Raw genomic sequence first — 20,570 nt, forward strand, 5'->3', positions numbered from 1 at the left:
TTTAGGAAGTGTGCGGTTCTGTGTGCGATAGGCGTGTAATGTCTACGCGAGTAATACGGCGGTTAGCCATCGCCGTAATATCAAAACGCAGATCGTCCAGCGTCATACTGGCACCTACCTCAGGCAACGTACCAAACAAATCCAGCAGTAGCCCAGCAATAGAGGTAAAACCTTTGCTGTGCGCCAGTAGAGCATCGCTTTCTACAACTTGGGCCAGATAGTGCAAGTCAGTAGCGCCGTCTACTCGCCAGTGATTAGGCGCTATGGCTTCAATAGCAGGGTGTTCATCTTCATCGGGAAACTCGCCGGCAATGGCTTCCAAAATATCGATGGGGGTGAGCAAGCCCTGAATCATTCCATATTCATCTGTGACCAGCACTAGCTGCCCACGCGATGTCTTCAGTATCTCCATCGCATGCAGTACACCAGTGGCTTCATGCACAATGATGGGTTCGCGTAGGCAGGGTAGGTGATTAAAATCGCTACCATCCATCATATCGGCCATCAGGTCTTTGGCACGAGCAACGCCTAAGGTGTTGTCCAGTTGGCCGCGGCTTACAGGGAAGAAACTATGCGGAGTTTCACGTAGAAGCTGCTGTATGACGCTAGGGTCATCGTCTAGGTTTACCCACGATATTTCGGCGCGCGGAGTCATAATCGAGCGTATGGATCTCGCACCCAAGGTGAGTACGCCACTGACCATATTGCGTTCTTCAGGGCCAAAAGCCGCCTGACTATCATCTGCCGTATTGTGGTCGTCTGCATCGTGGTGTTCAGAGCGTTTTCTATCGCCCAGCAAACGTAATACCGCATCGGCGGTACGGTCGCGCAATGGCAAACGTGCTTCGTTTTTAAGCGAGCTGCGGCGGGCCAATTGATTGAAGAACTCAATCACAATAGAGAAACCAATGGCAGCGTATAAGTAGCCTTTAGGAATCTTAAAGCCCAAGCCTTCGGCGGTTAACGTTAAACCTATCATCAACAAGAAGCTTAAACACAGCACCACAACGGTTGGATGAGCGCTAACAAAGCGTGTTAGTGGCTTAGACGCCCACATCATCATGGCCATAGAAATCACTACCGCCGCCATCATGACCGGTAGCTCATCCACCATACCAATAGCGGTAATGACCGCGTCTAACGAGAATACCGCATCCAGCACAATAATCTGCGCTACCACTACCGCGAAACTGGCGTACGTTTTAGAGCTGCTTTGTTGATGGGGCGTACCTTCCAAACGTTCATGTAGTTCAGAGGTGGCTTTAAGCAAGAGGAACAGTCCGCCTAACAGCAAAATTAAATCGCGCCCTGAAAAGGAGAACGATGCGATAGAAAACAAAGGTGTGGTTAGCGTGACTAACCACGACACGATAGTAAGCAGACCTAAGCGCATCACTAAGGCGAGTGACAAGCCTATTAAGCGAGCTCTATCGCGTTGATGCGGTGGGAGCTTATCAGCCAAAATGGCGATAAAAATTAGATTATCTATACCTAAAACAATTTCCAGTACGACTAGAGTCAGCAGACCCACCCATATATTGGGGTCTAAAAGCCATTCCATATAATGCCTACAAAGTAAGTAAAACCAACAGGTGGTGCATCACTAGCAAAGGTGATGCCCAGAATCAATACGCACGTTGCGGTGCGTAAGCGGCGCTTAGGCGCGGGGTGGTCTTCGTAGTGGAGGGTAGGCTACAAGGTGGGCGCTACAACTATAGGCAACCCATTGCTCACACAAGAGTGGGTTAGCCACGTAGAACTCTGCACTTTTTACAGAATCACTAATGTCTGCGTGTACCGCTTGTTGTGAGTAGGGTTTATCCAGCGCAAACGTCGTGCTTTTGAGGATGTTTCTGTGGTCAGACGATGCGCTATCAGCAGCCCCGGTAGTAGAGGCTGAGTATGGCACTGTAGGTAAGTCGTTAAGCGACTCGGCCAAAACCTGAATAGGCAGAATGAATAGTAAGAAGATGACGATAAATCGTCGCATACTAGCAGAAGGAAGTTAGAACGCGTTCAGTATAACGTAAGCTTGGGTGATTTCACTAGGAAAACGCTAACCACAAGCCACCAAGTACAACGATGGCAACGGTTGCCCAGCCTAGGCGGTCTACGTAACGGTGCAATAAGCCTTCCATACGCGGGCCACCCCAAGCCAGTAAACCTGCCACCAAGAAAAAACGCATTCCTCGGCCTATCAGCGATGCTAGTATAAATGGCGCAAACGACATTGCCATGGCACCACCGGCGATGGTGAATACCTTAAAGGGTATAGGAGAAAAACCCGCTACAAAAATAGCCCAGAAACCATAGTCTTTAAACCAGGCGATGGCCGTTTGGTAGGCTTGCCAATAACTGCTGCTTTCTAGCCAGGTTTGTATGGAGCTAAAGGCGTAGTAGCCAATTAAATAACCCAGTATGCCGCCCACTACCGAGGCTAGTGTGGTCAGCAACGCAAACCACCAAGCACGCTTAGGTGTGGCCATGCACATAGGGGCGAGCATGACATCGGGTGGGACAGGGAAGAAAATAGACTCAAAGAAACTGAGGGTGCCAAGAAATAGGGGCGCTTTGGGGTCACGAGACCACGTCATGGCACGAGCATACAACGGTGAAAAAATCTTCATACAAGAAGGTAGGGACGCAGTCAGTAGGATAAAAAGTGAGTTAACTCACGCGGGCACATAGGTATGTCCGGATTCTGCTGTATAAGTTCCAATGACCACTCTACAAAACAACGTACGCGCTTCGATAAGTGCTTATTACTGGGGTACAGAATATGAATAGGCCTAGCGCTAAAGTGCCAGTTAGCGAGTACTGGTACTAACAGCCCAGCCTGTACAAAGCTTTTTACCGCAAAAGGTGATCCCGGGCAGATTCCGGCACCGGCTATGCACGAGGTCATGGCAATATCGGGATCATCAAACTGCATGCCGTCGTGATGCGGTACTTCAAACTCTTGTTTGCCCGAGTATAAATGCCAGGCCAAAGGTTGGCGTTGGCCTGCAAACCAAGAAAGACGGCTATGAATAGACAGTTCGCGTGGGTGCTGTGGTGTGCCAGCGCTGTGAAGGTAAGAGGGCGCTGCATACAGGCCAAATTGCACATCGGCCACGTGTCTGGCGATGTGGCTGGAATCCTCTAGCGGGCCGCCTCTAAACGCGCAATCTATACCGTCTTCTAGTAGATGGCTCACTCTATCGCTTGCACCCAGTTGTAGGGTGATGTCGGGGTAGCGTTGTTGAAACTCATGCAGATGCGGGGCCAAAATCCAGCGCGCTACCGAGATCAAGGCTTCTACACGCAATTTGCCTTTAGGCTCAGATGTAGCGCCTTTTAAAGTGCTTTCAAGCTCGTCTATATCATGCAGAATAGCTTGGCATTTAACGTAATACGCTTTGCCGTCTTCAGTCAGGGTGAGAGAGCGGGTGGTACGGTGCAGCAGCCTGACATCTAAATAGCGCTCTAAGTCAGAAACACGTTGCGATACGCGGGCTTTAGGCAGCGCGAGTAACTCGGCCGCTTTAGTAAAGCTGCCGGTTTCTACAACCTGAGCAAAAGCCTGCATGGCAGCTAGTTTATCCATAAAGCATTATTAACGAATAGTGAACAATAATGGTGTTTTCTGCATACTATACTTGTATTTTGCTCTTGGTGAATTAACCGGTAATAACTTGTAAGCGGTTGATTTCAATGCTCTACGCTAGATGGTTGATATTTAATTGTTCAGTATTCTTTAACAATGAAATCAATATTAGCCTCTTACTGCCTTAGGGCTGGATGTGTAGACTTCTACCTACTTACTGTGGAAGGAGGCTGCGCAAATGATGAATTGTGATCCAGTAACCGGTGCGTGCGTAGTGCCGGAACTAAACACCGCGACCAACACAACGCCAGAACGGTTGCGTCAGGATTTGGCCGTGCATTATGTGGGTGATCCCATGTGCTCGTGGTGTTGGGGCATCTCGCCTACGGTGAAACGTCTAGAGGCTTTTTGTGCCGATGAAGGCATCGCATTCTCGCTCACCATGGGGGGGCTACGTGCAGGCGGGAGCGACCCATGGAGCCCACAGTTTAAAGACTATCTGCGCAACGAATGGCAGCACATTGCTCACGTCACCGGTCAACCCTTTGGGTTTACATTGCTGGATGCGGCTGAGTTTAATTACGACACCGAGCCAGCATGTAGAGCAATCGCCACCGTCAAGTTGCTACAAGCCAAGCACGCCTTACCGAAGTCTGTGGTGCTTACGTTCTTCTCTGCCGTTCAGCAGAAGTTTTATGTAGCAGGGCAAGACACTACCGAGGTGGACTTCTATGCCGACATTTGTGCCGCAGTAGGTTTGAATGTGGCCGAGTTCACGGCTTTGTTTGATTCAGCAGAAGCGAAGCAGGCCGTGCATCAAGAGTTTGTGCGTTGCCGGCAGTGGGGGGTACGTTCTTTTCCTACTATTTTGTTGGAGCGTAACGGGGAAATCTCACCCTTGGCTGTAGGGATGGTCCACGCAGACCAGTTGCTTACCACACTCAAACATGAAATAGCCGCCTAAGGAGCAGCCAATGCATTACATCCTTCAAGTTGATTTTCCATATAGCGGTCCATGGGGTGCAGAGATGGTGCCTGCGATGCAAGGCTTGGCGCAGTCTATTGCTCAAGAGCAGGGTTTGATTTGGAAAATCTGGACAGAAAACGAAGCGACTAATGAAGCAGGAGGCATATACCTGTTTGCGGATCGTGCGAATGCAGAGCGCTATCTGGCGTTGCACTCAGAGCGTTTAAAACTGGCTGGTATCGCTCAGGTGAATGCCAAAATTTTTGCGGTGAATGAGGCACTGTCCAAAATTGATGGATGGAGCCTCTAAGCGCGTAGAGCAACGAATTATAAGGAGTACAGAATGCAGGACAATCATCAACGTTATGGTGTGGTTTCTAGGCTGTTGCACTGGGGGATGGCTGCCATCTTCTTATGGCAGTTCTTAGGCATGGTGCTACTGATTATTTTGGGTGAAACACCACTTACGTACTTTTTTCTAGGTACACACGGCCCATTGGGGGCGGTGTTGTTTGTCTTAATTGCTCTACGTTTAGGGTGGTATGGCCGTAACGCGAGTAATCGCCCAGAACAAGAAGCATCCTGTAGTGGCAAGTTAGCCGGGATGGGGCACAAACTGCTGTATGTGCTAATGATCATTGTGCCGCTGTTGGCGTTGCTGCGTAGTTATGGTTCTGGCCGTGCATTTGCACCGTTTGGGATTCCACTTTGGGGCGCGAGTGAACAGAAAATTGAGTGGATGATTGCAGTGGGCAATGCGGCGCATGGCATTTTAGCGTGGGCGTTGCTGGCAATGATTGCAGGCCACGTGGGCTTTGCGCTTTGGCACAAAATGGTGAAGCGTGATCAGGTTTGGAGCCGTATGGTGTAAGGGCTGAAAGGTTAAGGCAATAAAAAAGGGTGCGTTAGCACCCTTTTTGTTTGGTAGCAGGCCTTATTTCTGGTGCTTGCGTACCCAGTCGGCGTACTTGGTCATCCAGTTTTGCAGGAAGTCTTTACTGCCAGAACCTATATTGCCTTCAGCATCAAAGAAGCCTTCTTTGGCTTGCAGGAAAATCTCGGGCTGCTGCAGTGTAGGCACATCTAAAAAGGTCAGCACATTACGTAGGTGTTGTTGCGCCAGAGCAGTACCAATAGCACCAATAGAAATACCAATGACACCGGCCGGTAAACCTGTCCATGAGTTTTGACCATAAGGACGTGAGCCCTGGTCCAAAGCATTCTTTAATACACCAGGAATGGAGCGGTTGTACTCAGGCGTGACGAACAATAGGCCATTGGAGGATTTAATTTTTTCTTTAAATTCCAAGACAGGCTTAGAAGGGCCGGCATCATCATCTTGGTTATATAGAGGCAGGTTCCCAATTTCAACAAAGTCGAAAGCAAAATCACTGGGCGCTAAGCGAATAATGGCGTTCGCCAATTGACGGTTGAAAGACTCTTTACGCAGACTACCTACGATAACGGCAATACGGTACTGTTTCATAGTAAAAGCATCCTTATAAATGTTTACGAACATTGAGAAAGCTGATGGCTTTTCTGTACTAGCGGTGGTTCCTGCTGCATTCATCATACCAAGCTGCACGCTACTACTTACTAGAAAAATTATAGTCGTTGATCTAGCAACGTCTGATGACAGTGGTGTTAAAGAATGTAGCGCAAACGTTGTAGCAATAGTGCGTCGCGCAGTTGTACTGGTATAAAGTCAGCCGTGTTTGGTGATATTCTCAGACACATAAGACAGCACGTCTAACAATTCACTGGGTCTGATATGTCATGGCAATGGAACATCTACGCCAATTATTGATTGTTTACGCGGCCTATGTGATTGCTACCGCAAGCCCCGGACCTAGCAATATGGCCATTATGGGCATGGCAATGAGCAAAGGAAGAGCCTCTGCGCTGCTGCTGGCGTTAGGAGTGATTAGCGGCAGTTTATTCTGGGCGATTCTAGCAGCCACAGGCATTTCTGCTGTGTTGGCAACGTATGCCGAAGCTCTGTTTGTTATTAAGGTGCTGGGTGGCGTTTATTTGCTGTATCTGGCCTATAAAGCGGCAAAATCGGCATGGTCAGGGCGTAGGGCTATGTCGGATGCTGCTCGCGCTCCTACTAGTAAGTGGCAGCTTTATCGTGGAGGCCTTTTGCTGCACCTGACAAACCCTAAAGCGGTATTGGCTTGGATAGCGATTATGTCCCTAGGGCTTGGGCCGAACTCTTCCGTATCCACCTTAGTAGCGATAGTGCTGGGGTGTGCGGTGCTCAGTATCCTGGTTTTTGGTGGGTACGCCATTGTGTTTTCTACTCTGCCTATGATTCGTGCTTACCTGAAAGCGCGCCGGTGGATAGAAGGGATCTTAGCTGCGGCCTTTGGCTATGCCGGTATACGACTCTTGTTATTGCAGCTATAGGGCTATAGAAAAGCTCAAGTAGTAACAGAGGTTTTCTATATAATTGGCGGCATGTTTTCCCTTCCACGCTTCCCGCAAAACCTAAGTTGGCTCACACAACGCGTGTTGTTGTGGCTGCTGCTGTTGGCGATCGTGGCACGGGGATTAGTACCTGCCGGCTATATGCCCGATGCAGCGGCTGCACAAAATGGGCAGTTAGCGCTTACCTTTTGTACGTCTGATGGCACGGTAAGTACGCTGCGTTTCGCCCCTGAGTCTGGTCACGATGATTCGTCATCTTCGGCTGGCGGCGACATGGAATGTGTTTTTGGCGTGTTGTCGCTGCAGGCGACGATGATTCCGCCAGAGGGTCTAGTACAGCCACAGCCCGTACTGAAACAGTCGCCATTATTGGTGCGTGCCGAGCAGCATCAGGCTCCGCTGCTATTGGTTCAAGGGCCACCATTAGGGTCTAGAGCACCACCTGTTGTTAGTTAATTTCGCGCGTTTCTGCGCAGCCTACGTTTCACATTGAAAGCGTGGCTGTGTCTCTTACTTTTTATGGGATAGACACCACGGTGTGGTGTGCCCACGCGTTGGCGACAACATGCAAATACCTATACATCAGATTGGCGTGGCGGCGATGCTTGCCACTTGCCCATTCGCGGCTAGCCATGCCGCAGTGCCAGAAAACAGTCAAAGCAGTGATGAAAGCGTACAAACATCTACCTTGGCTCCTATACAAGTACGTGGCTTACAAACACGTATTGTGAATGGACCTATAGACTTCACGTCGACAACGACTACAGCGAGTCGCCTTGGCCTGCAAATTAATGAAACACCGGCATCGGTGACGGTGATTAACAGAGAAACCATCGAGCAACGGGCCGCAGAAAACACCCAAGAAATGCTGCGAGGTGTGCCTGGAATGAGTGCCTCATCACCGCCTGGTGCGGTGAATGTGAGCTATAGAGGTTTTACGTCTGGGCAAGTTGCTGTGTTGTACAACGGCATTAACCTCCAAGAAACCGGCCAAGCTACACGCCCGGTAGACAGCTGGATCTATGAACGCGTCGAGGCAATGGGTGGCCCTTCGGGCTTCTTGTCGGGGGCGGGTGCGGTGGGCGGTAGCATCAACTACATTAGCAAGTTAGCGCAACGTGATGAGTTTTATGATGTGCAACTGCGGGTGGGGTCTGATGATTTACGTAGTGCAGCAATAGGGTTGAACAGGCAGCTAATGGGGCAAGAGGGTGGCACTGCACATTATGTGCGCATAGATGCATCGCACCGTAGTGGAGATGGCTGGGTAGACCGCAATTCGTCGCGTGCTACTCAGGTAGCGGTGTCGGTATTGTCAGATCTAACGGCTCAGTTATCGCATACCTTGGCCTACGAGTACCAGCATGAAATAGAGCGCAGTCCTTACTTTGGTACGCCGGTATTGAACCCCAAAGAGGGCGAGCTAAAAATAGACTCTAAGACACGCACCAAAAACTACAACAGCCGCGATGCACGCTATGAGCAACGCGTGCAGTGGCTACGCTCTATGTTGGATTACAGCCTTTCTGATGCTTGGCAGTTTAGAAATACCGCCTATTGGTACGAGGCGAGGCGAGATTTTCGTAACGTAGAAAACTATAACTACACGGCGGACAACAGCGCTGTAATGCGTAGCGGGCCTTACCTGCAGCGCCATGAACACCAACTTTACGGCAATAGGCTAGAAACCATTTATAACGGCACTATCGTCTGTTTGAAAAGCGACTGGGCATTTGCCCTAGATGGCAGCATTAGCTATAGAACCAATTTCCCTAGCAGTGCAACATACCTAAGCGTGGTGGACCCTTATGATTTTGAGGTAGAGGATTTTTTCGACATACCTGGTATGTACGACAGCTTCCAAAAAGATAGGCGTACCCGATTACGTACGCTGGCTATATCTGCCGAGAATCGCACCGAGCTACTGAGCAACGTACAGTTAATTACGGCACTACGCTACGAGCGTTTAAAACTAGATCTGAATAATTATCGCAGCTCTAGCCCTACGAATCCGGCACATTTTGGGCGTAGTTATTCGGCCACCACAGGACGAGTAGGGCTGGTGTGGGACCCAGCGTCAGGCGTTAATCTGTATGCGCAGTATGCCACTTCAGCTGATGCACCGGCAGGCAGTTTAACTACTACCAGCTATGCCAATCTAAACGATAACGCTAAGCTAAGTACGGGCAATCAAGTGGAAGTGGGCGGGCGTTTTAGCTTTTGGGATGATCGCATTACCGTAGGGCTGGCGGCTTACGAGATTAAACGCAAAAACGTCGCTACCCCCGATCCACAGAACCCGCGCACAACGATTCAAGCGGGTAAGCAATCGTCACGCGGTGTGGAGTTCACGTTGGGCATGCAGCCTACTGCCGCACTTAGGTTGCAAGCTAACCTTGCCTTCGTGGATGCACAATACGATAACTTCAGGCAAAAAATAGGCAATGACGCTGTTTCTATGGCGGGTAACAGACCAGTCAATGTACCTAATAGGGTGGCAAACCTGTGGGTGGATTACGATTTCCACCCGCAATGGACAGCCAGTGCCGCAGTGCGCCATGTCTCTAAGGTATATGGCAACGTGGCGAATACGTACTACGTGCCAGCCTATACCTTATTGGATTTGGGCGTGTCGTATAAGTTGAGCTCTAACCTAAGCGTGGCAGCCCGCGTGCGTAATGTCACCAACGAGAAGTATGCCGTAGGGACCAACAGTATTTCGTACTACTACGCTGGTGCACCGCGTACCTACGAACTGACATTACGTGCTGCATTCTAGGCAGGGGGATAGTATGTGGCGACGTAATCCCAAGAGCTTTCTGTATTGGTTGCACCGTTGGAGTGGGGTGGCGGTAGCCATCGTGATGTTGCTTTGGTTTTTGAGTGGCATTGTGATGCTGTTTGTAGGCTACCCCAAGCTGTATCCGTGGGAGCATATGGCAAGGCTAGAACCGTTGCGGCAAGCGTCTTGCTGTGTGCCATTGCAAACCGCGTTAGCAGCGGTGCCGTCTGCTGATGGTGCAATCGGCAGTATCAACGTGGTGACAGTAGGGCAACAGCCACACTATCACATCACTAAGGGGGGGCAACGGTATGTCGTTGATGCGCAAACCGGCGTATTGCTCCCAGAAGCGACTGCCCAACAAGCCGTAGATACGGTAAAGCGTTATCTACCGGGCAGCTCACCCACGTACGAAGGCTTAGTGGAGTCTGACTTGTGGACGCGCTCCGGCGCTTTGCACTCACACCGTCCCCTACATAAAGTGCTAGCCCATGATGCGGCCGACACTCTTGTGTACGTGTCATCCAAAACGGGCGAGGTAGTGCAACTAGCAGATGCCCAGTCACGTGCTTGGAACTACGTAGGGGCGTGGTTGCATTGGCTGTATATGTTTAGGGGGCCTACCCCGGATCCTATTTGGCATTGGTTGGTGGTTGTGCTGTCGGCAATCGCAGTAGTGAGTACTATCGCCGGTACCGTAGTGGGAATATGGCGTTGGCGTTTTAGAAAACCCTATGCTTCAGGTGCGCGCACGCCTTATCCCTCCAGGGCAATGCGTTGGCATCATATTGCTGGGTTACTGTTTTGCGGGGTGACCTTAACGTGGATAGTCAGCGGCTTGCTGTCCATGAACCCTTTTAACGTGTTCTCGCCTGCTCAAACGCCAAATCGTGATGCTTACCAGGCTAAACCTTTGCAAGCGCAGTGGTTTGATCGGTCTGCGCAGGACTTACTTGCTGCTATGCCGCCAGATAGCCTACGAGAAATACAGTGGGTCATCGTTGGTGGAAGCAGCTATTTGTTAGGGCGTACGGCAGACAACCAAACGGTAGTCATGCCAGCAGAAGGTGAGGCTAGCACCATTGTTCAGCAGTTAGATCAAACACAGTTAGTCAATGCTGCTAAGCACTTGTTTAATGCTCCTATTGCCTCGGTACAGCGTTTAGAACAGTACGACAGTTATTACTACGCAAGAGCACCACAGGCCATGCGCGGAGCGCGCGAAAAGCCCTTACCCGTTTTGCGCATTGAGTTTGCTGATCCAGTGAGCAACTGGGTGCATATAGACCCACGTACTGGCGTCATTGAAAGTAGTATGGATAAGCACCAACGTGTAGGCCGATGGTGGTTTGAACTGCTACACAGTTGGGATTTACCCATGATGTTAAAGGCCGAGGTGCTGCGCAATAGTGTATTGGTGGTGCTTAGCGTAGGCGGTGTATTGATGAGTGCTACGGGGGTATTGATTGGGTACAGAAGGGTACGCAGCACAGTCATAACTCGTAGGCAGAAACGAGCTAGGCGTGCTTTGCTTTCTGCTAAAAACTAAGCGAATTCTTTCATTGATCCACGATCTTGGTTTATGATGATTTTTTGTAGGTATACCGATCTACCTACCTTTGGTTGTGGTAGTGGATTCAAAGAGAATGAAATCAGAAAATAAAGAGTATTTTCTTGGTATTACGGCTGTTTTAGTAGCGTGTTTTTTTGTGGGGAACAACGGGTGTCACAGCAACATTTGCTCCCGATGTAAGTGCTATAGCCATAGGGGCGATGGCCATGGGCATAGGAGGCATACTGCAAGCAGTCATTGCTGTAAGTTCAATCAAAAACCAGGCTTCTGCATTACGAAAGCAGTGGCGGTGGGTGTTATTGGGGGCATTGGCAGTAGCTGTGTACCCACTCGCCTTTTATGCTTCGATGCGCGTGGCAGGCGTCACTATAGGTACGGTGGTTTCTATAGGCTCTGCCCCCATTCTGTCGGTGATGATTGAACGTGTAATGGATAAAGCTCGTATCAGTGTGAAGTGGTTGATAGGAGCGGCATTAGGTTTGCTGGGGATGTTCTTGCTAAGTAACACCAGTAGTGGTGCAGACGATGGCGCATCAATGCTAGTAGGTGTGGCATTAGGCTTGGTAGCAGGGCTAATGTATGCGCTGTACTCATGGGTGGCGCGCCGTTTAATGCAAGGGGGCATTCCATCGCGGGCGGCGATGGGGGTTGTGTTTGGCTTAGGTGGGGTAGCTCTGCTTCCAGTGCTAGTGCTAATAGGTGGGCAATTTCTAGCGTCTTGGGGAAATGCGGCAGTAGGTGTGTATATGGCCTTGGGCCCCATGTTTCTGGGCTATGTGTGTTTTGGCTATGCCTTAGCACGCATCAAAGCCAGTGTAGCCATCACCATTACGTTGGTAGAACCTGTTATTGCGGCTGTTTTAGCTGCAATTATTGTAGGGGAAAGGCTTAGCAGTTTCGGCTGGGTGGGCGTAGGCCTTATTTTTGCCTGCTTGGTGTGCGTTACCTGGCCAACGGGAAAGCAAGGGGTGGGGCAGAGTTCGTAGCAGCAGATTAGCCTTCTTCAGGGTGATCGGGAGTGCTTAAGTTGAGTTGGTAAAACGCAGCGTCTAACCAGCGACCAAATTTGTACCCAACTTGGGGAAACGTACCAGAGTGCGTAAACCCTAAACTTTCATGCAACTTAATACTGCCTATATTAGCGGCATCAATACAGCCAACTAGAACATGCAACTGTGTTGCGTGTGCACGTTTAATTAGCTCTTGCAGCAACTGCTTTCCTAGCCCACGTCCACGTTGTTGGCTGTGTATGTAGATACTGTGTTCCACCGTATATTTGTATGCTGGGAAGGCTCGGAATGTGCCCCAGCTAGCGAAGCCCAGTAGTCGCCCAGATGTATCTATAGCACCTACAACGGGAAAGCCATTAGCGCGTTTGGTTGCAAACCAGCTTGTCATAGACTGCGCAGCGCGCGGCGTGTAGTCGTACAAGGCCGTAGAGTTGACGATGGCATCATTTAGAATCTCTAAAATAGCCGAAGCATGTTCAGCTTCATTGCAATCGATGAGGAAAACGGTGTTGTGCGCTGCAGAGTGGGTCATAGAAGGTCTTTGCGTTACGACGGTAAGAGACTAAGTGCTTATGCTTATAAACACTTGGTCACGCAGTAGTATGCACGAATTCTCTCAACAATAACGAACTTAGCGCTTACCGCAAGAGGTCAGCATAAGATGCAGCGGTTGGTCTGGTCTAAGGGTGACGTGCAGGGCGGGTTTTGGGGGCGTCATACCAGTAGGAACAGAGAGCGTCCAGCGCAGCAAAATCATTGCAGCAATGGTTTTTATTTCAGCACTGGCTAAGTGCTGTCCTAAACAAACACGAGGCCCTATTCCAAAAGGCGCATAGGCGCCACGTGGCGTGTTTTTGTGATCGCTACCAAAGCGTTCAGGGCAGAATTTCTGTGGGTTGCTATACCATTTAATACTCCCTTGAATCAGCTGCAAAGGCACCATAAAAAGCGTACGTTTAGGAAATTGCCAAGGCCCTAAGCTTATCGGGTTGATAGCCCTGCGTGTCATTAACACGGGCGCAGCTGGGTACAGGCGCATGGTTTCCTCTATGGTTTTAGTAAGGTAGGGAAGATCGGCCAGCTGGTCATACGTGGGTGTAGTGTCCTGCAATACACGGGCAATTTCTTCTTGTGCTTTCTGTTGGCATGTGGGGTTCGCGGCCATGCACCATGCCCACCACGTTAATGTAGCTGCGGTGGTTTCATGTCCGGCTAGAAACATAGTCATGCATTCATCACGAATAGCTTGGTGCGGCCATGCGTCTGGTTCGGCTTGCTGTAAATGTAGCAGGTGGGCCAGGAAATCGTCTGGCCAATTATCTGGGGTAGTCTGTAGCCGGTTTTCTATTTGATGATCAATCAACTGCGTTAATTGTTGTATGGCTTTTTTCTTCTTGCTGGGCAACCACCTAGGCCAACTGGCCATAGTAAAGAATTCTGCATTAGCAGCTTGGCTGGCGATTTGAACAGCGATTTCTGTTTTTTTGTTGTCATCACCTATACCTTGCGAAAACATGGTTTGCATGATGGCGTCCATGGTCAAAGAGGTAATGGCACTTTCAATGTTCCAGCCCGCAGTAGATTCAGGCCATGTGCTGAGTGCATGTTGGGCTACATCGGTAATGCGCTTGTTCGTGTTACGTATCGCTTTAGGGGTGAAGTAGGGCTGCAAGGCACGGCGTTTTTGTGCCCATTGCTCACCTTCTGAAATCAGCACACTGTTGCCATGAAGTTGCGCCAGAACACGAAGGCCGCGCTCCCAACGGGTGAGATGGCTGTGATGCGTGACCAGTAATTCACGGGCTAAAGTAGGGGCACTCACTATCACTATATGCTCAGGCCAAACACGCAGATGAACAAGGTCACCATACTGCTGTTGCCATTCAGAAAGTGTTGCTAACATATCTTTAGACATGTGCCTGAATAGACGCCAGCCCGTTAATCCAGTTTTGGGTCCAGGTGGCCAAGTTTTACAGGTAGAGTGATGTGGCAGCATAGAAGTATCCGTTTGAAGAAGAGGGGTCTACGCTGCTATTGCAACCCAGTAGTAAACACCTGTATTGAACCCAAACGACACACGGCTATGCATGACAACGAAAGCAGCGTCAAACGTCCGTCAGACTATATGGAGCGATCACCCAGAGCGTTTTCTAGTGAACAGCGTTCATTAGCCATGCTGTACTCAGAAAAAAGCCTAGGTTGTAACGCGATTGTGGCAGTGGTTTGCCGGAATACTCGTGGAGCTATGCTTAGCGATGCGCAGCGGCTTTCGCATTTTCCCGCTTCGCCTTTGGTATGCCTTTCTTGGCATGACAGTTCTGGCGTAGGGGCTATAGATAGACAGCAGAAACCTCCCTTGTGGAAGCCATTTGCCGAAAGTATTCTAATTTCAGGCAGTCAATCCATGCCAACGGTAAGTTGGTCACCGCAGGCTGGGCGTGTTGGGATGGTGTTCTTTACTGTTAGTGCAGCTCAGGAACTGTTCAATATTGATATAACCGCCATTCAAGATCGCAGTGTATGTGCAAGGCAGTTATTGGGTGCTACCTGATTTGTTATGTTTGAGCAGTTGCTTGCATCCACGGACGATGCAACTACTTTAGCCATCCTCAACCGCCATATTTCGTCTCGCTGGTTTAGTACACAATCTGCTTCTAATCCTGTTCAAGGCTTACGGTATGCTGGGCGTAGGTGGGTTGATGCGCTAGTGTCACAAGCCACCCTATGGCAACGTGGCCGCAGTCTTAGACAAGTAGAGCGTAAAGTAAAAGCCTTAAGCGGAAGATCGCTACGCGAGTGGCAAACATTAGTAAGCACAGAAACAGCCTTTTTTGAAACGGCTCAAGATGATCGTGATGTACTGAGCAGGGTAGATTGGGCGGCACTAGCATTAGATGCGGGTTTTTCTGACCAAGCTCATTTAAGTCGCGCTGTAAAACGTATCACTGGTTTTCCTCCTGCGGAGTTTGCTAGGCGATTCGTTGAAGACGAGTCGTTATGGATTTATAGGCTGTGGGTGTAAAGCAGGGTTAAAGCTTAGGGTTTGTACTATTTCGTTAAAAATGAATTCACGTAACTTATTGATTAATATAAAAATAAGTAATATCAATGTAGGTGATAACTAATATTAATTTTGGTTATGTTGAAAATTTAACTATATTTCCTCCCAATTACAGGAGGTATTTATGTCTGCTCAGCGACAAGTAGTCTATCAACCCAAACGTGCCTCTATGGCTGCGTTCGTGGGTACGATGATCGAATGGTATGACTTTTATATTTATGCAATGGCAGCTGCATTGATATTTGGTCAATTGTTTTTCCCGAACACCAGCGGCTTTTACGGCACACTGGCCTCGTTTGGTACATTTGCGGTGGGTTTCTTTGCTCGCCCATTAGGCGGCATTATTTTTGGCCACATTGGTGACAAAATTGGCCGTAAAAAATCCCTAGTGATTACCTTATTCATGATGGGCGGAGCCACTGTCTTTATTGGCTTATTGCCAACCTATACATCTATTGGTGTATGGGCCCCCGTTTTGTTAGTGGTGTTAAGGCTAATACAAGGTATTGCTGTAGGTGGTGAGTGGGGTGGTGCGGTATTGATGGCGGGTGAACACGCCGAAGATAAGAAGAACCGTACGTTTCTGGCGTCATTTGCCCAGCTTGGTAGCCCAGCAGGGTTAATCATGGCTACGTTGATGTTTAAGCTGGTAACCAGCTTAGATGATGCAGCATTCTTGGAATGGGGCTGGCGTGTACCTTTTCTATTCAGCTTTGTAATGTTGGTGATTGGCTTTTTCATTCGTATGAGTGTGAATGAGTCTCCCGAGTTTTTAAAAGCCCAAGAAGAGCGTCAGAAAACACAGAATGTACCAGCGCAGTTGCCATTGAAAGAAGTGTTGAGCAAGCACACCTTGCTGTTAACAGCAGCGATTGGTGCCAACGTGTTGGGTATTGCTGGTTTTTACTTCACTAATACGTTCATGCTGGCCTATACCACGCAATATCTGAAGATGGACAGAAGTCTGATCTTGAATGGCTTATTGATGGTATCGATTATGCAGTTCTTTATCACACCCATTTCAGCGCATATTGCGAAGAAGGTTGGTAATAGCCGGTTCTTAATTATTACTTCCTTGCTGTCCGTGTTTACGCCCTATGTCATGTTCTCTTTCGTGGATATGGGGACCTTAACGGCAGTAACGATTGGTGTGGGTATTGCTGTGCTGGGATTGGGGGCTTACTACGCTGTGATTGCAGGTTTTGTGAGTGAGTTCTTCCCAACTAACGTGCGTTATACCGGAATTTCTATGGGTTATCAGGTTTCAGGTGCAATTTTTGGTGGCCTGACACCTATTCTGGGCACGATCTTAGCTGAGCGTTTTCAAGGTGAGTGGTGGCCATTAGCCTTGCTATTCAGCGTGATCTCTTTGTTATCACTGGTGTCAGTGTTAACGCTTGCCTCCAGATATAAGCCAGTTGTTTAAGTAAGGAATTCGGTAATGAAAGCGTATTTTCATGACAATCAACTATTGCATTGTCCTCAGAGTTATTTTTCACGCGGCAAGATGCGTGTTCCGCAAGAGGTTCCCGCACGTTTAGTAGAACTGCGTAAAGCAGCTGAAAATGTAGGGTTAGAGGTATGTGCTCCGACGGATGCCGGAGCAGGTCCCATATCCGCTGTACATAATATGGATTACTTACGTTTCTTGCAGTCTGCACATGCAGAGTGGAAGCAGCTCCCAGAAGATTGGGGCGATGAGGTAATGTCCAATATTTTTGTACGTGAGCCCAACCCTTTGCGTGGTGTATTGGCGAAAGCCGCTAAGTATTTGGCGGATGGTAGTTGCCCAGTAGGAGAACATACCTGGCAGGCTGCGTACTGGTCCGCGCAGTGTGCGATTGCAGCAAGTCGTGATGTGTTAGCGGGTGAGCAGTTTGCGTATGCAGGTTGCCGTCCTCCGGGCCATCACGCCAGAGCAGACGCAGCGGGAGGCTTTTGTTATCTCAATAATGCGGCCATTGCAGCACAAGAGCTACGCCAACGTTTTAAACGTGTAGTTGTGCTTGATACCGACATGCACCATGGGCAAGGCATTCAAGAAATTTTCTATGACCGTGATGATGTGTACTACATCTCTATACATGGTTGTCCTGAGAACTTTTATCCTGTAGTCGCTGGCTTTGAAGAAGAGCGTGGGGAGGGTGCGGGCACGGGTTACAACCTTAATTTACCCATGCCACATGGCTCTGGTGAGGCGGTGTTTTTTGAGAAACTAACACAAGCTATGCAGGCTATTCATCTGTATCAAGCCGATGCGATTGTTTTGTCTTTGGGTTTTGATATTTACGAAAAAGACCCTCAAACTCAGGTAGCGGTTACTACAGAAGGCTTTAAGCGCTTGGGGGCGGCTATTCAATCCTTGAATTTACCTACAGTAGTGGTTCAAGAGGGGGGATACTTCATTGAAGACTTGGCAGAGAATGCTGTGAGTTTTTTCAACGGTGTGCTTAAACCATAAGTGATGGTTGTTCATGCGCGTAGAATAGGTCACAACATCATGGAATACACTACGGGCATGGACAGAGAGATCAAAGAAACTAAAGGGCGTAGGCATATTTCCGAGCGCATCGATTGGAACTTGTTACGCACTTTTGTCTTTATTGTGCAAATGCAGGGCATAGGGAAGGCGGCAGAGGCATTAAGCTTAAGTCAGCCTGCGGTGAGCCAAGCCCTAGGCCGATTAGAGCAGGCGCTGGATGGTGTGTTATTACATCGTCGTCAAGGCGACTTTCGCCTGACATCCTTGGGCGAAGAGGTATATGCAATCGGTAGAGATATGTTTTCTACCGCAGCACGCCTAGATAATGTCTCATCGTTAACGCAAAAGAGCTCTGTATTTGGCACCTTGCGCTTGCTGGTGATGAGCAAAGTAAAATCATCTTTGTACGATGAGTTTTTGGCTCAGTTTTACAGACGCTATCCCTCGGTTGAATTCCGAGTAGAGGTAATGCAAAGCTCTGCTATTTTGGAAGCATTAGAGCGCGGCGTACCGGCATTAGGGATTTGTATGGCTCGCAAATTTCCCGCTAAACTTCAACGTCTACTATTTTTGCGTCATCGCTACGCCATTGTCTGCGGTCGCCATCACCCCTTGTTCAAACAACAGCGTCCTGTAGAACTACAGGATTTGCTGCATCAAGGCTTTGTGGGGTTCGAGAGCGATCAAATTGGCGATACCTTATCCCCGCTGACAATCTTCCGTGACGAACAAGGCTTCGATGGCCGTATTATTGCCACCTCGCAGAACATTGAAGAAATTCACCGCATGATTGTTGCGGGGTTAGGGCTGGGTTTTTTACCAGAACATTTAATCGTTCAAGATGTACTTAATGGCGATTTGAAGCGTTTGCTACCGAGCAAGATAGTGGCAGAGCTGGATGTGTTTTTGGTGTGGCACCCAGAGCGGCGCATGTCGTTAGTAGAGCAAGTGTTTCTTGAGGAGATGCAAACCTTTTTACAAGGGGCACCCTTAGAGGCGCGTGCGCATTAACGGTGCATCTGCTTTCTCTGAAACGTCCTATAGCCAGTGCAGTGGCACGCTTCAGGCGTTGTTCGGTGTTGGTGCTAGCCAGTCATTTGGCAGTTGCTTGATATAACTGCTCGCTAGCACTCGGAGGCGGTGATCGTTGTATTCAAAAATATCATTATCGTTGACCACACGCGGTTCACCCAGTTCTTGTAGAGCGCGTCAGACAGATCTTTAGGTTTCTGCCCTCCACAGTTCAGGAGTCTGAACTATCTGGCTATAGAGATTTCAGATGCCCTCTGACGATGGAATGTCTCGTCCATAAATCTGTATATTCGAAACTCGCCTACACTTTAGTATTCACAAAGTCGCTACGTGCATGACACGGCAGAAGCGACATTACTACCCGAAATGCAGTATTCATTAGCACTTCTTTTGCTGTGAATTGGGTGCGTATAGTTGGGCAGGCCTGTGCCCGCCTTTTAAGCGTAGGCAAAGAGCAGTAGATGTACTTGAGGCAGATTACACAGAGTTTTGCTTGATTACATAAGCAGGTGGTGTGAGACATTGCATCACGTGGCAGCTGGGCATAATGCTAGAAATCACGCGAAAGTCACGTACAGCAAGCACAAAAGGAAAAGGGTTTACAGTCCGGTAAACTGTAAACCCTTGATTTTCCTGAGGTATTCTTGGTCGGAACGGAAGGATTTGAACCTTCGACCCCTTGCACCCCATGCAAGTGCGCTACCAGGCTGCGCTACGCCCCGAGAGAATTAAACTATAGCCTATGTAACAGACTTTTGTCAACTAATTCGGGTGTGCTATACGCAGTTTGTTAGAGACTATTTTAGTGCGATGCCTCAATGGTGAGATCTTTAATTAGTACCGCAAAACGGTCAGAGGCGGGCAGGTTACAGCTGCCTATACGCACATTGACAGTTTCGCCGTACAACTCAGAGAGTGCGCGGGCGATAGTTTGTTCGGTTTCGGCGATGGATTTAGATTTGAATAGTTTTCCTACTGCTGGCAGTTCAACCAACTGATCTAAGATGCTTTGATTGGGTCTGTTTTCATACATAATTGTCTCCTGATAGCACAATAGGTTATGTAGCCTCATGGTAGGGGCTTATGTAGTGCGGTGATTTGTGTCACATCAACAAATGCGTATATTTCACGGACAATCTGTAGGGTTTTATAAAAAAACGCTAGAGTAGGCAGCAGATCGCTACTGTGAAAGGGGTTCGCACAGTAGAATAGCGATAGAGCTATTACAGGAGGTAAGTTGTTATGCGTTTGCTGATTGCGCTGTTATTGCCGTGGTTGGTGTTTTTTACCATCAAGCGTCCTGTTTCTGGCATTATTTGCCTGATTTTACAGATCACGATTATTGGTTGGATTCCGGCTGCCATTTGGGCTGTGTATGCGCTTAGCCAATACAATACGGATAAGAAAATCGCAGAGGCGTTTGGACGTAAGTTTTGAGTACTAAGGTTATGACAGAAGTGAAGTGGAATATTGGTGACGTGGTGCAGCTTAAAAGTGGCGGACCGCGCATGACAGTGACCCAACTGGGCTTAACTCACGGCAGGGTAGAGTGTTCATGGTTTGTGGCAGAAACAGAGTTGCGCTCTGCCTTCATTCACTCGTTGGCGATTGGCCGTGTAAGCGATGTACAGAAGTAAAGAAAATAGC

Annotated in this window: 22 protein-coding genes and 1 tRNA gene; 15 read left to right on the plus strand and 8 right to left on the minus strand. The window is 48.9% G+C overall.

Annotation, left to right across the window (positions count from 1 at the left end; all coding sequences use genetic code 11):
- Position 1 precedes the first annotated feature (1 nt).
- From GY634_RS16265 to GY634_RS16275, 3 genes are all read right to left on the minus strand, one after another.
- The gene (locus GY634_RS16265; RefSeq protein ID WP_166409779.1) at positions 2-1,561 is read right to left on the minus strand and encodes a TerC family protein; all 1,560 of its coding nucleotides are present in this window, start codon (positions 1,559-1,561) and stop codon (positions 2-4) included.
- 484 nt (positions 1,562-2,045) lie between these two features.
- Positions 2,046-2,594 carry a YqaA family protein gene (locus GY634_RS16270; RefSeq protein ID WP_207625633.1) on the minus strand — a complete coding sequence of 183 codons (549 nt, stop codon included), beginning with the start codon at positions 2,592-2,594 and terminating at the stop codon, positions 2,046-2,048.
- A gap of 53 nt (positions 2,595-2,647) precedes the next feature.
- The gene (locus GY634_RS16275) at positions 2,648-3,586 is read right to left on the minus strand and encodes a LysR family transcriptional regulator (protein ID WP_166409781.1); all 939 of its coding nucleotides are present in this window, start codon (positions 3,584-3,586) and stop codon (positions 2,648-2,650) included.
- Positions 3,587-3,824: 238 nt separating this feature from the next.
- Here GY634_RS16275 and GY634_RS16280 point away from each other — a divergent pair, with 238 nt between their 5' ends.
- From GY634_RS16280 to GY634_RS16290, 3 genes are read left to right on the plus strand one after another with little or no spacing between them, the layout of a single operon-like run.
- Positions 3,825-4,550, plus strand: coding sequence for a DsbA family protein (locus GY634_RS16280; RefSeq protein WP_166409782.1), 726 nt, complete (start codon positions 3,825-3,827; stop codon positions 4,548-4,550).
- A 10-nt stretch (positions 4,551-4,560) separates the two neighbouring features.
- Entirely contained in the window at positions 4,561-4,863 is a 303-nt protein-coding gene (locus GY634_RS16285; protein ID WP_166409783.1) for a monooxygenase, read from the plus strand.
- 33 nt (positions 4,864-4,896) lie between these two features.
- On the plus strand, positions 4,897-5,424 hold the full coding sequence (locus GY634_RS16290) for a cytochrome b (protein ID WP_166409784.1): 528 nt from the start codon (positions 4,897-4,899) through the stop codon (positions 5,422-5,424).
- Between the two features lie 63 nt (positions 5,425-5,487).
- On the opposite strand, the gene GY634_RS16295 is transcribed toward GY634_RS16290, so the two are convergent.
- Positions 5,488-6,039: an NADPH-dependent FMN reductase gene (locus tag GY634_RS16295; RefSeq protein WP_166409785.1), complete on the minus strand. Its 552-nt coding sequence runs from the start codon at positions 6,037-6,039 to the stop codon at positions 5,488-5,490.
- A 290-nt stretch (positions 6,040-6,329) separates the two neighbouring features.
- Between GY634_RS16295 and GY634_RS16300 the strand changes: the two genes are divergently transcribed.
- The 5 genes from GY634_RS16300 (at position 6,330) to GY634_RS16320 (ending at position 12,324) form a co-directional block, all read left to right on the plus strand.
- A complete protein-coding gene (locus tag GY634_RS16300; protein ID WP_166409786.1) occupies positions 6,330-6,962 on the plus strand; it encodes a LysE family translocator in 633 nt (210 codons plus the stop codon).
- A 51-nt stretch (positions 6,963-7,013) separates the two neighbouring features.
- Positions 7,014-7,439, plus strand: coding sequence for a DUF2946 family protein (locus tag GY634_RS16305; protein ID WP_166409787.1), 426 nt, complete (start codon positions 7,014-7,016; stop codon positions 7,437-7,439).
- 109 nt (positions 7,440-7,548) lie between these two features.
- Positions 7,549-9,762 (plus strand): TonB-dependent receptor, encoded by a 2,214-nt coding sequence (locus GY634_RS16310; RefSeq protein WP_242683739.1) that lies wholly within the window; start codon positions 7,549-7,551, stop codon positions 9,760-9,762.
- A gap of 13 nt (positions 9,763-9,775) precedes the next feature.
- Positions 9,776-11,314, plus strand: coding sequence for a PepSY domain-containing protein (locus GY634_RS16315; protein WP_166409788.1), 1,539 nt, complete (start codon positions 9,776-9,778; stop codon positions 11,312-11,314).
- 158 nt (positions 11,315-11,472) lie between these two features.
- Entirely contained in the window at positions 11,473-12,324 is an 852-nt protein-coding gene (locus GY634_RS16320; protein WP_207625634.1) for a DMT family transporter, read from the plus strand.
- Positions 12,325-12,331: 7 nt separating this feature from the next.
- On the opposite strand, the gene GY634_RS16325 is transcribed toward GY634_RS16320, so the two are convergent.
- Positions 12,332-12,880, minus strand: coding sequence for a GNAT family N-acetyltransferase (locus tag GY634_RS16325; RefSeq protein ID WP_166409789.1), 549 nt, complete (start codon positions 12,878-12,880; stop codon positions 12,332-12,334).
- 99 nt (positions 12,881-12,979) lie between these two features.
- A complete protein-coding gene (locus tag GY634_RS16330) occupies positions 12,980-14,344 on the minus strand; it encodes a cytochrome P450 (protein WP_166409790.1) in 1,365 nt (454 codons plus the stop codon).
- A gap of 87 nt (positions 14,345-14,431) precedes the next feature.
- On the opposite strand from GY634_RS16330, the gene GY634_RS17290 reads away from it, so the two are divergent.
- The 5 genes from GY634_RS17290 (at position 14,432) to GY634_RS16350 (ending at position 18,902) form a co-directional block, all read left to right on the plus strand.
- Positions 14,432-14,899 (plus strand): hypothetical protein, encoded by a 468-nt coding sequence (locus tag GY634_RS17290; protein WP_242683741.1) that lies wholly within the window; start codon positions 14,432-14,434, stop codon positions 14,897-14,899.
- 6 nt (positions 14,900-14,905) lie between these two features.
- Positions 14,906-15,370, plus strand: a complete 465-nt coding sequence (locus GY634_RS17295; RefSeq protein WP_242683742.1) for a helix-turn-helix domain-containing protein — start codon at positions 14,906-14,908, stop codon at positions 15,368-15,370.
- Between the two features lie 163 nt (positions 15,371-15,533).
- Entirely contained in the window at positions 15,534-16,835 is a 1,302-nt protein-coding gene (locus GY634_RS16340; RefSeq protein WP_166409791.1) for an MFS transporter, read from the plus strand.
- A 15-nt stretch (positions 16,836-16,850) separates the two neighbouring features.
- Positions 16,851-17,870 carry a histone deacetylase family protein gene (locus GY634_RS16345; RefSeq protein ID WP_166409792.1) on the plus strand — a complete coding sequence of 340 codons (1,020 nt, stop codon included), beginning with the start codon at positions 16,851-16,853 and terminating at the stop codon, positions 17,868-17,870.
- A 57-nt stretch (positions 17,871-17,927) separates the two neighbouring features.
- Positions 17,928-18,902 (plus strand): LysR family transcriptional regulator, encoded by a 975-nt coding sequence (locus tag GY634_RS16350; RefSeq protein ID WP_166409820.1) that lies wholly within the window; start codon positions 17,928-17,930, stop codon positions 18,900-18,902.
- Between the two features lie 666 nt (positions 18,903-19,568).
- Here the strand turns inward: GY634_RS16350 and GY634_RS16355 are convergent.
- A tRNA-Pro gene (locus tag GY634_RS16355) sits at positions 19,569-19,645 on the minus strand.
- Between the two features lie 80 nt (positions 19,646-19,725).
- On the minus strand, positions 19,726-19,956 hold the full coding sequence (locus GY634_RS16360) for a hypothetical protein (RefSeq protein ID WP_166409793.1): 231 nt from the start codon (positions 19,954-19,956) through the stop codon (positions 19,726-19,728).
- A 209-nt stretch (positions 19,957-20,165) separates the two neighbouring features.
- Here GY634_RS16360 and GY634_RS16365 point away from each other — a divergent pair, with 209 nt between their 5' ends.
- Positions 20,166-20,360 (plus strand): YqaE/Pmp3 family membrane protein, encoded by a 195-nt coding sequence (locus tag GY634_RS16365; RefSeq protein ID WP_166409794.1) that lies wholly within the window; start codon positions 20,166-20,168, stop codon positions 20,358-20,360.
- 11 nt (positions 20,361-20,371) lie between these two features.
- Positions 20,372-20,560: a YodC family protein gene (locus GY634_RS16370; RefSeq protein WP_166409795.1), complete on the plus strand. Its 189-nt coding sequence runs from the start codon at positions 20,372-20,374 to the stop codon at positions 20,558-20,560.
- The last annotated feature ends 10 nt before the right edge of the window (positions 20,561-20,570 follow it).

This window comes from Paenalcaligenes suwonensis (assembly GCF_011290505.1).
In the GTDB taxonomy this organism is placed as follows: Bacteria; Pseudomonadota; Gammaproteobacteria; order Burkholderiales; family Burkholderiaceae_B; genus Paenalcaligenes; species Paenalcaligenes suwonensis.

What these genes read in the sequence shown, in the direction of transcription:
- GY634_RS16270 (WP_207625633.1), bottom strand. Translation starts at nt 2,594, where the DNA reads ATGACGTGGTCTCGTGACCCCAAAGCGCCCCTATTTCTTGGCACCCTC.
- GY634_RS16340 (WP_166409791.1), top strand. Translation starts at nt 15,534, where the DNA reads ATGTCTGCTCAGCGACAAGTAGTCTATCAACCCAAACGTGCCTCTATG.
- GY634_RS16305 (WP_166409787.1), top strand. Translation starts at nt 7,014, where the DNA reads ATGTTTTCCCTTCCACGCTTCCCGCAAAACCTAAGTTGGCTCACACAA.
- GY634_RS17295 (WP_242683742.1), top strand. Translation starts at nt 14,906, where the DNA reads ATGTTTGAGCAGTTGCTTGCATCCACGGACGATGCAACTACTTTAGCC.
- GY634_RS16370 (WP_166409795.1), top strand. Translation starts at nt 20,372, where the DNA reads ATGACAGAAGTGAAGTGGAATATTGGTGACGTGGTGCAGCTTAAAAGT.
- GY634_RS16350 (WP_166409820.1), top strand. Translation starts at nt 17,928, where the DNA reads ATGGACAGAGAGATCAAAGAAACTAAAGGGCGTAGGCATATTTCCGAG.
- GY634_RS16345 (WP_166409792.1), top strand. Translation starts at nt 16,851, where the DNA reads ATGAAAGCGTATTTTCATGACAATCAACTATTGCATTGTCCTCAGAGT.
- GY634_RS16280 (WP_166409782.1), top strand. Translation starts at nt 3,825, where the DNA reads ATGATGAATTGTGATCCAGTAACCGGTGCGTGCGTAGTGCCGGAACTA.
- GY634_RS16290 (WP_166409784.1), top strand. Translation starts at nt 4,897, where the DNA reads ATGCAGGACAATCATCAACGTTATGGTGTGGTTTCTAGGCTGTTGCAC.
- GY634_RS16315 (WP_166409788.1), top strand. Translation starts at nt 9,776, where the DNA reads ATGTGGCGACGTAATCCCAAGAGCTTTCTGTATTGGTTGCACCGTTGG.
- GY634_RS16295 (WP_166409785.1), bottom strand. Translation starts at nt 6,039, where the DNA reads ATGAAACAGTACCGTATTGCCGTTATCGTAGGTAGTCTGCGTAAAGAG.
- GY634_RS16285 (WP_166409783.1), top strand. Translation starts at nt 4,561, where the DNA reads ATGCATTACATCCTTCAAGTTGATTTTCCATATAGCGGTCCATGGGGT.
- GY634_RS17290 (WP_242683741.1), top strand. Translation starts at nt 14,432, where the DNA reads ATGCATGACAACGAAAGCAGCGTCAAACGTCCGTCAGACTATATGGAG.
- GY634_RS16300 (WP_166409786.1), top strand. Translation starts at nt 6,330, where the DNA reads ATGGCAATGGAACATCTACGCCAATTATTGATTGTTTACGCGGCCTAT.
- GY634_RS16360 (WP_166409793.1), bottom strand. Translation starts at nt 19,956, where the DNA reads ATGTATGAAAACAGACCCAATCAAAGCATCTTAGATCAGTTGGTTGAA.
- GY634_RS16275 (WP_166409781.1), bottom strand. Translation starts at nt 3,586, where the DNA reads ATGGATAAACTAGCTGCCATGCAGGCTTTTGCTCAGGTTGTAGAAACC.
- GY634_RS16310 (WP_242683739.1), top strand. Translation starts at nt 7,549, where the DNA reads ATGCAAATACCTATACATCAGATTGGCGTGGCGGCGATGCTTGCCACT.
- GY634_RS16265 (WP_166409779.1), bottom strand. Translation starts at nt 1,561, where the DNA reads ATGGAATGGCTTTTAGACCCCAATATATGGGTGGGTCTGCTGACTCTA.
- GY634_RS16365 (WP_166409794.1), top strand. Translation starts at nt 20,166, where the DNA reads ATGCGTTTGCTGATTGCGCTGTTATTGCCGTGGTTGGTGTTTTTTACC.
- GY634_RS16325 (WP_166409789.1), bottom strand. Translation starts at nt 12,880, where the DNA reads ATGACCCACTCTGCAGCGCACAACACCGTTTTCCTCATCGATTGCAAT.
- GY634_RS16330 (WP_166409790.1), bottom strand. Translation starts at nt 14,344, where the DNA reads ATGCTGCCACATCACTCTACCTGTAAAACTTGGCCACCTGGACCCAAA.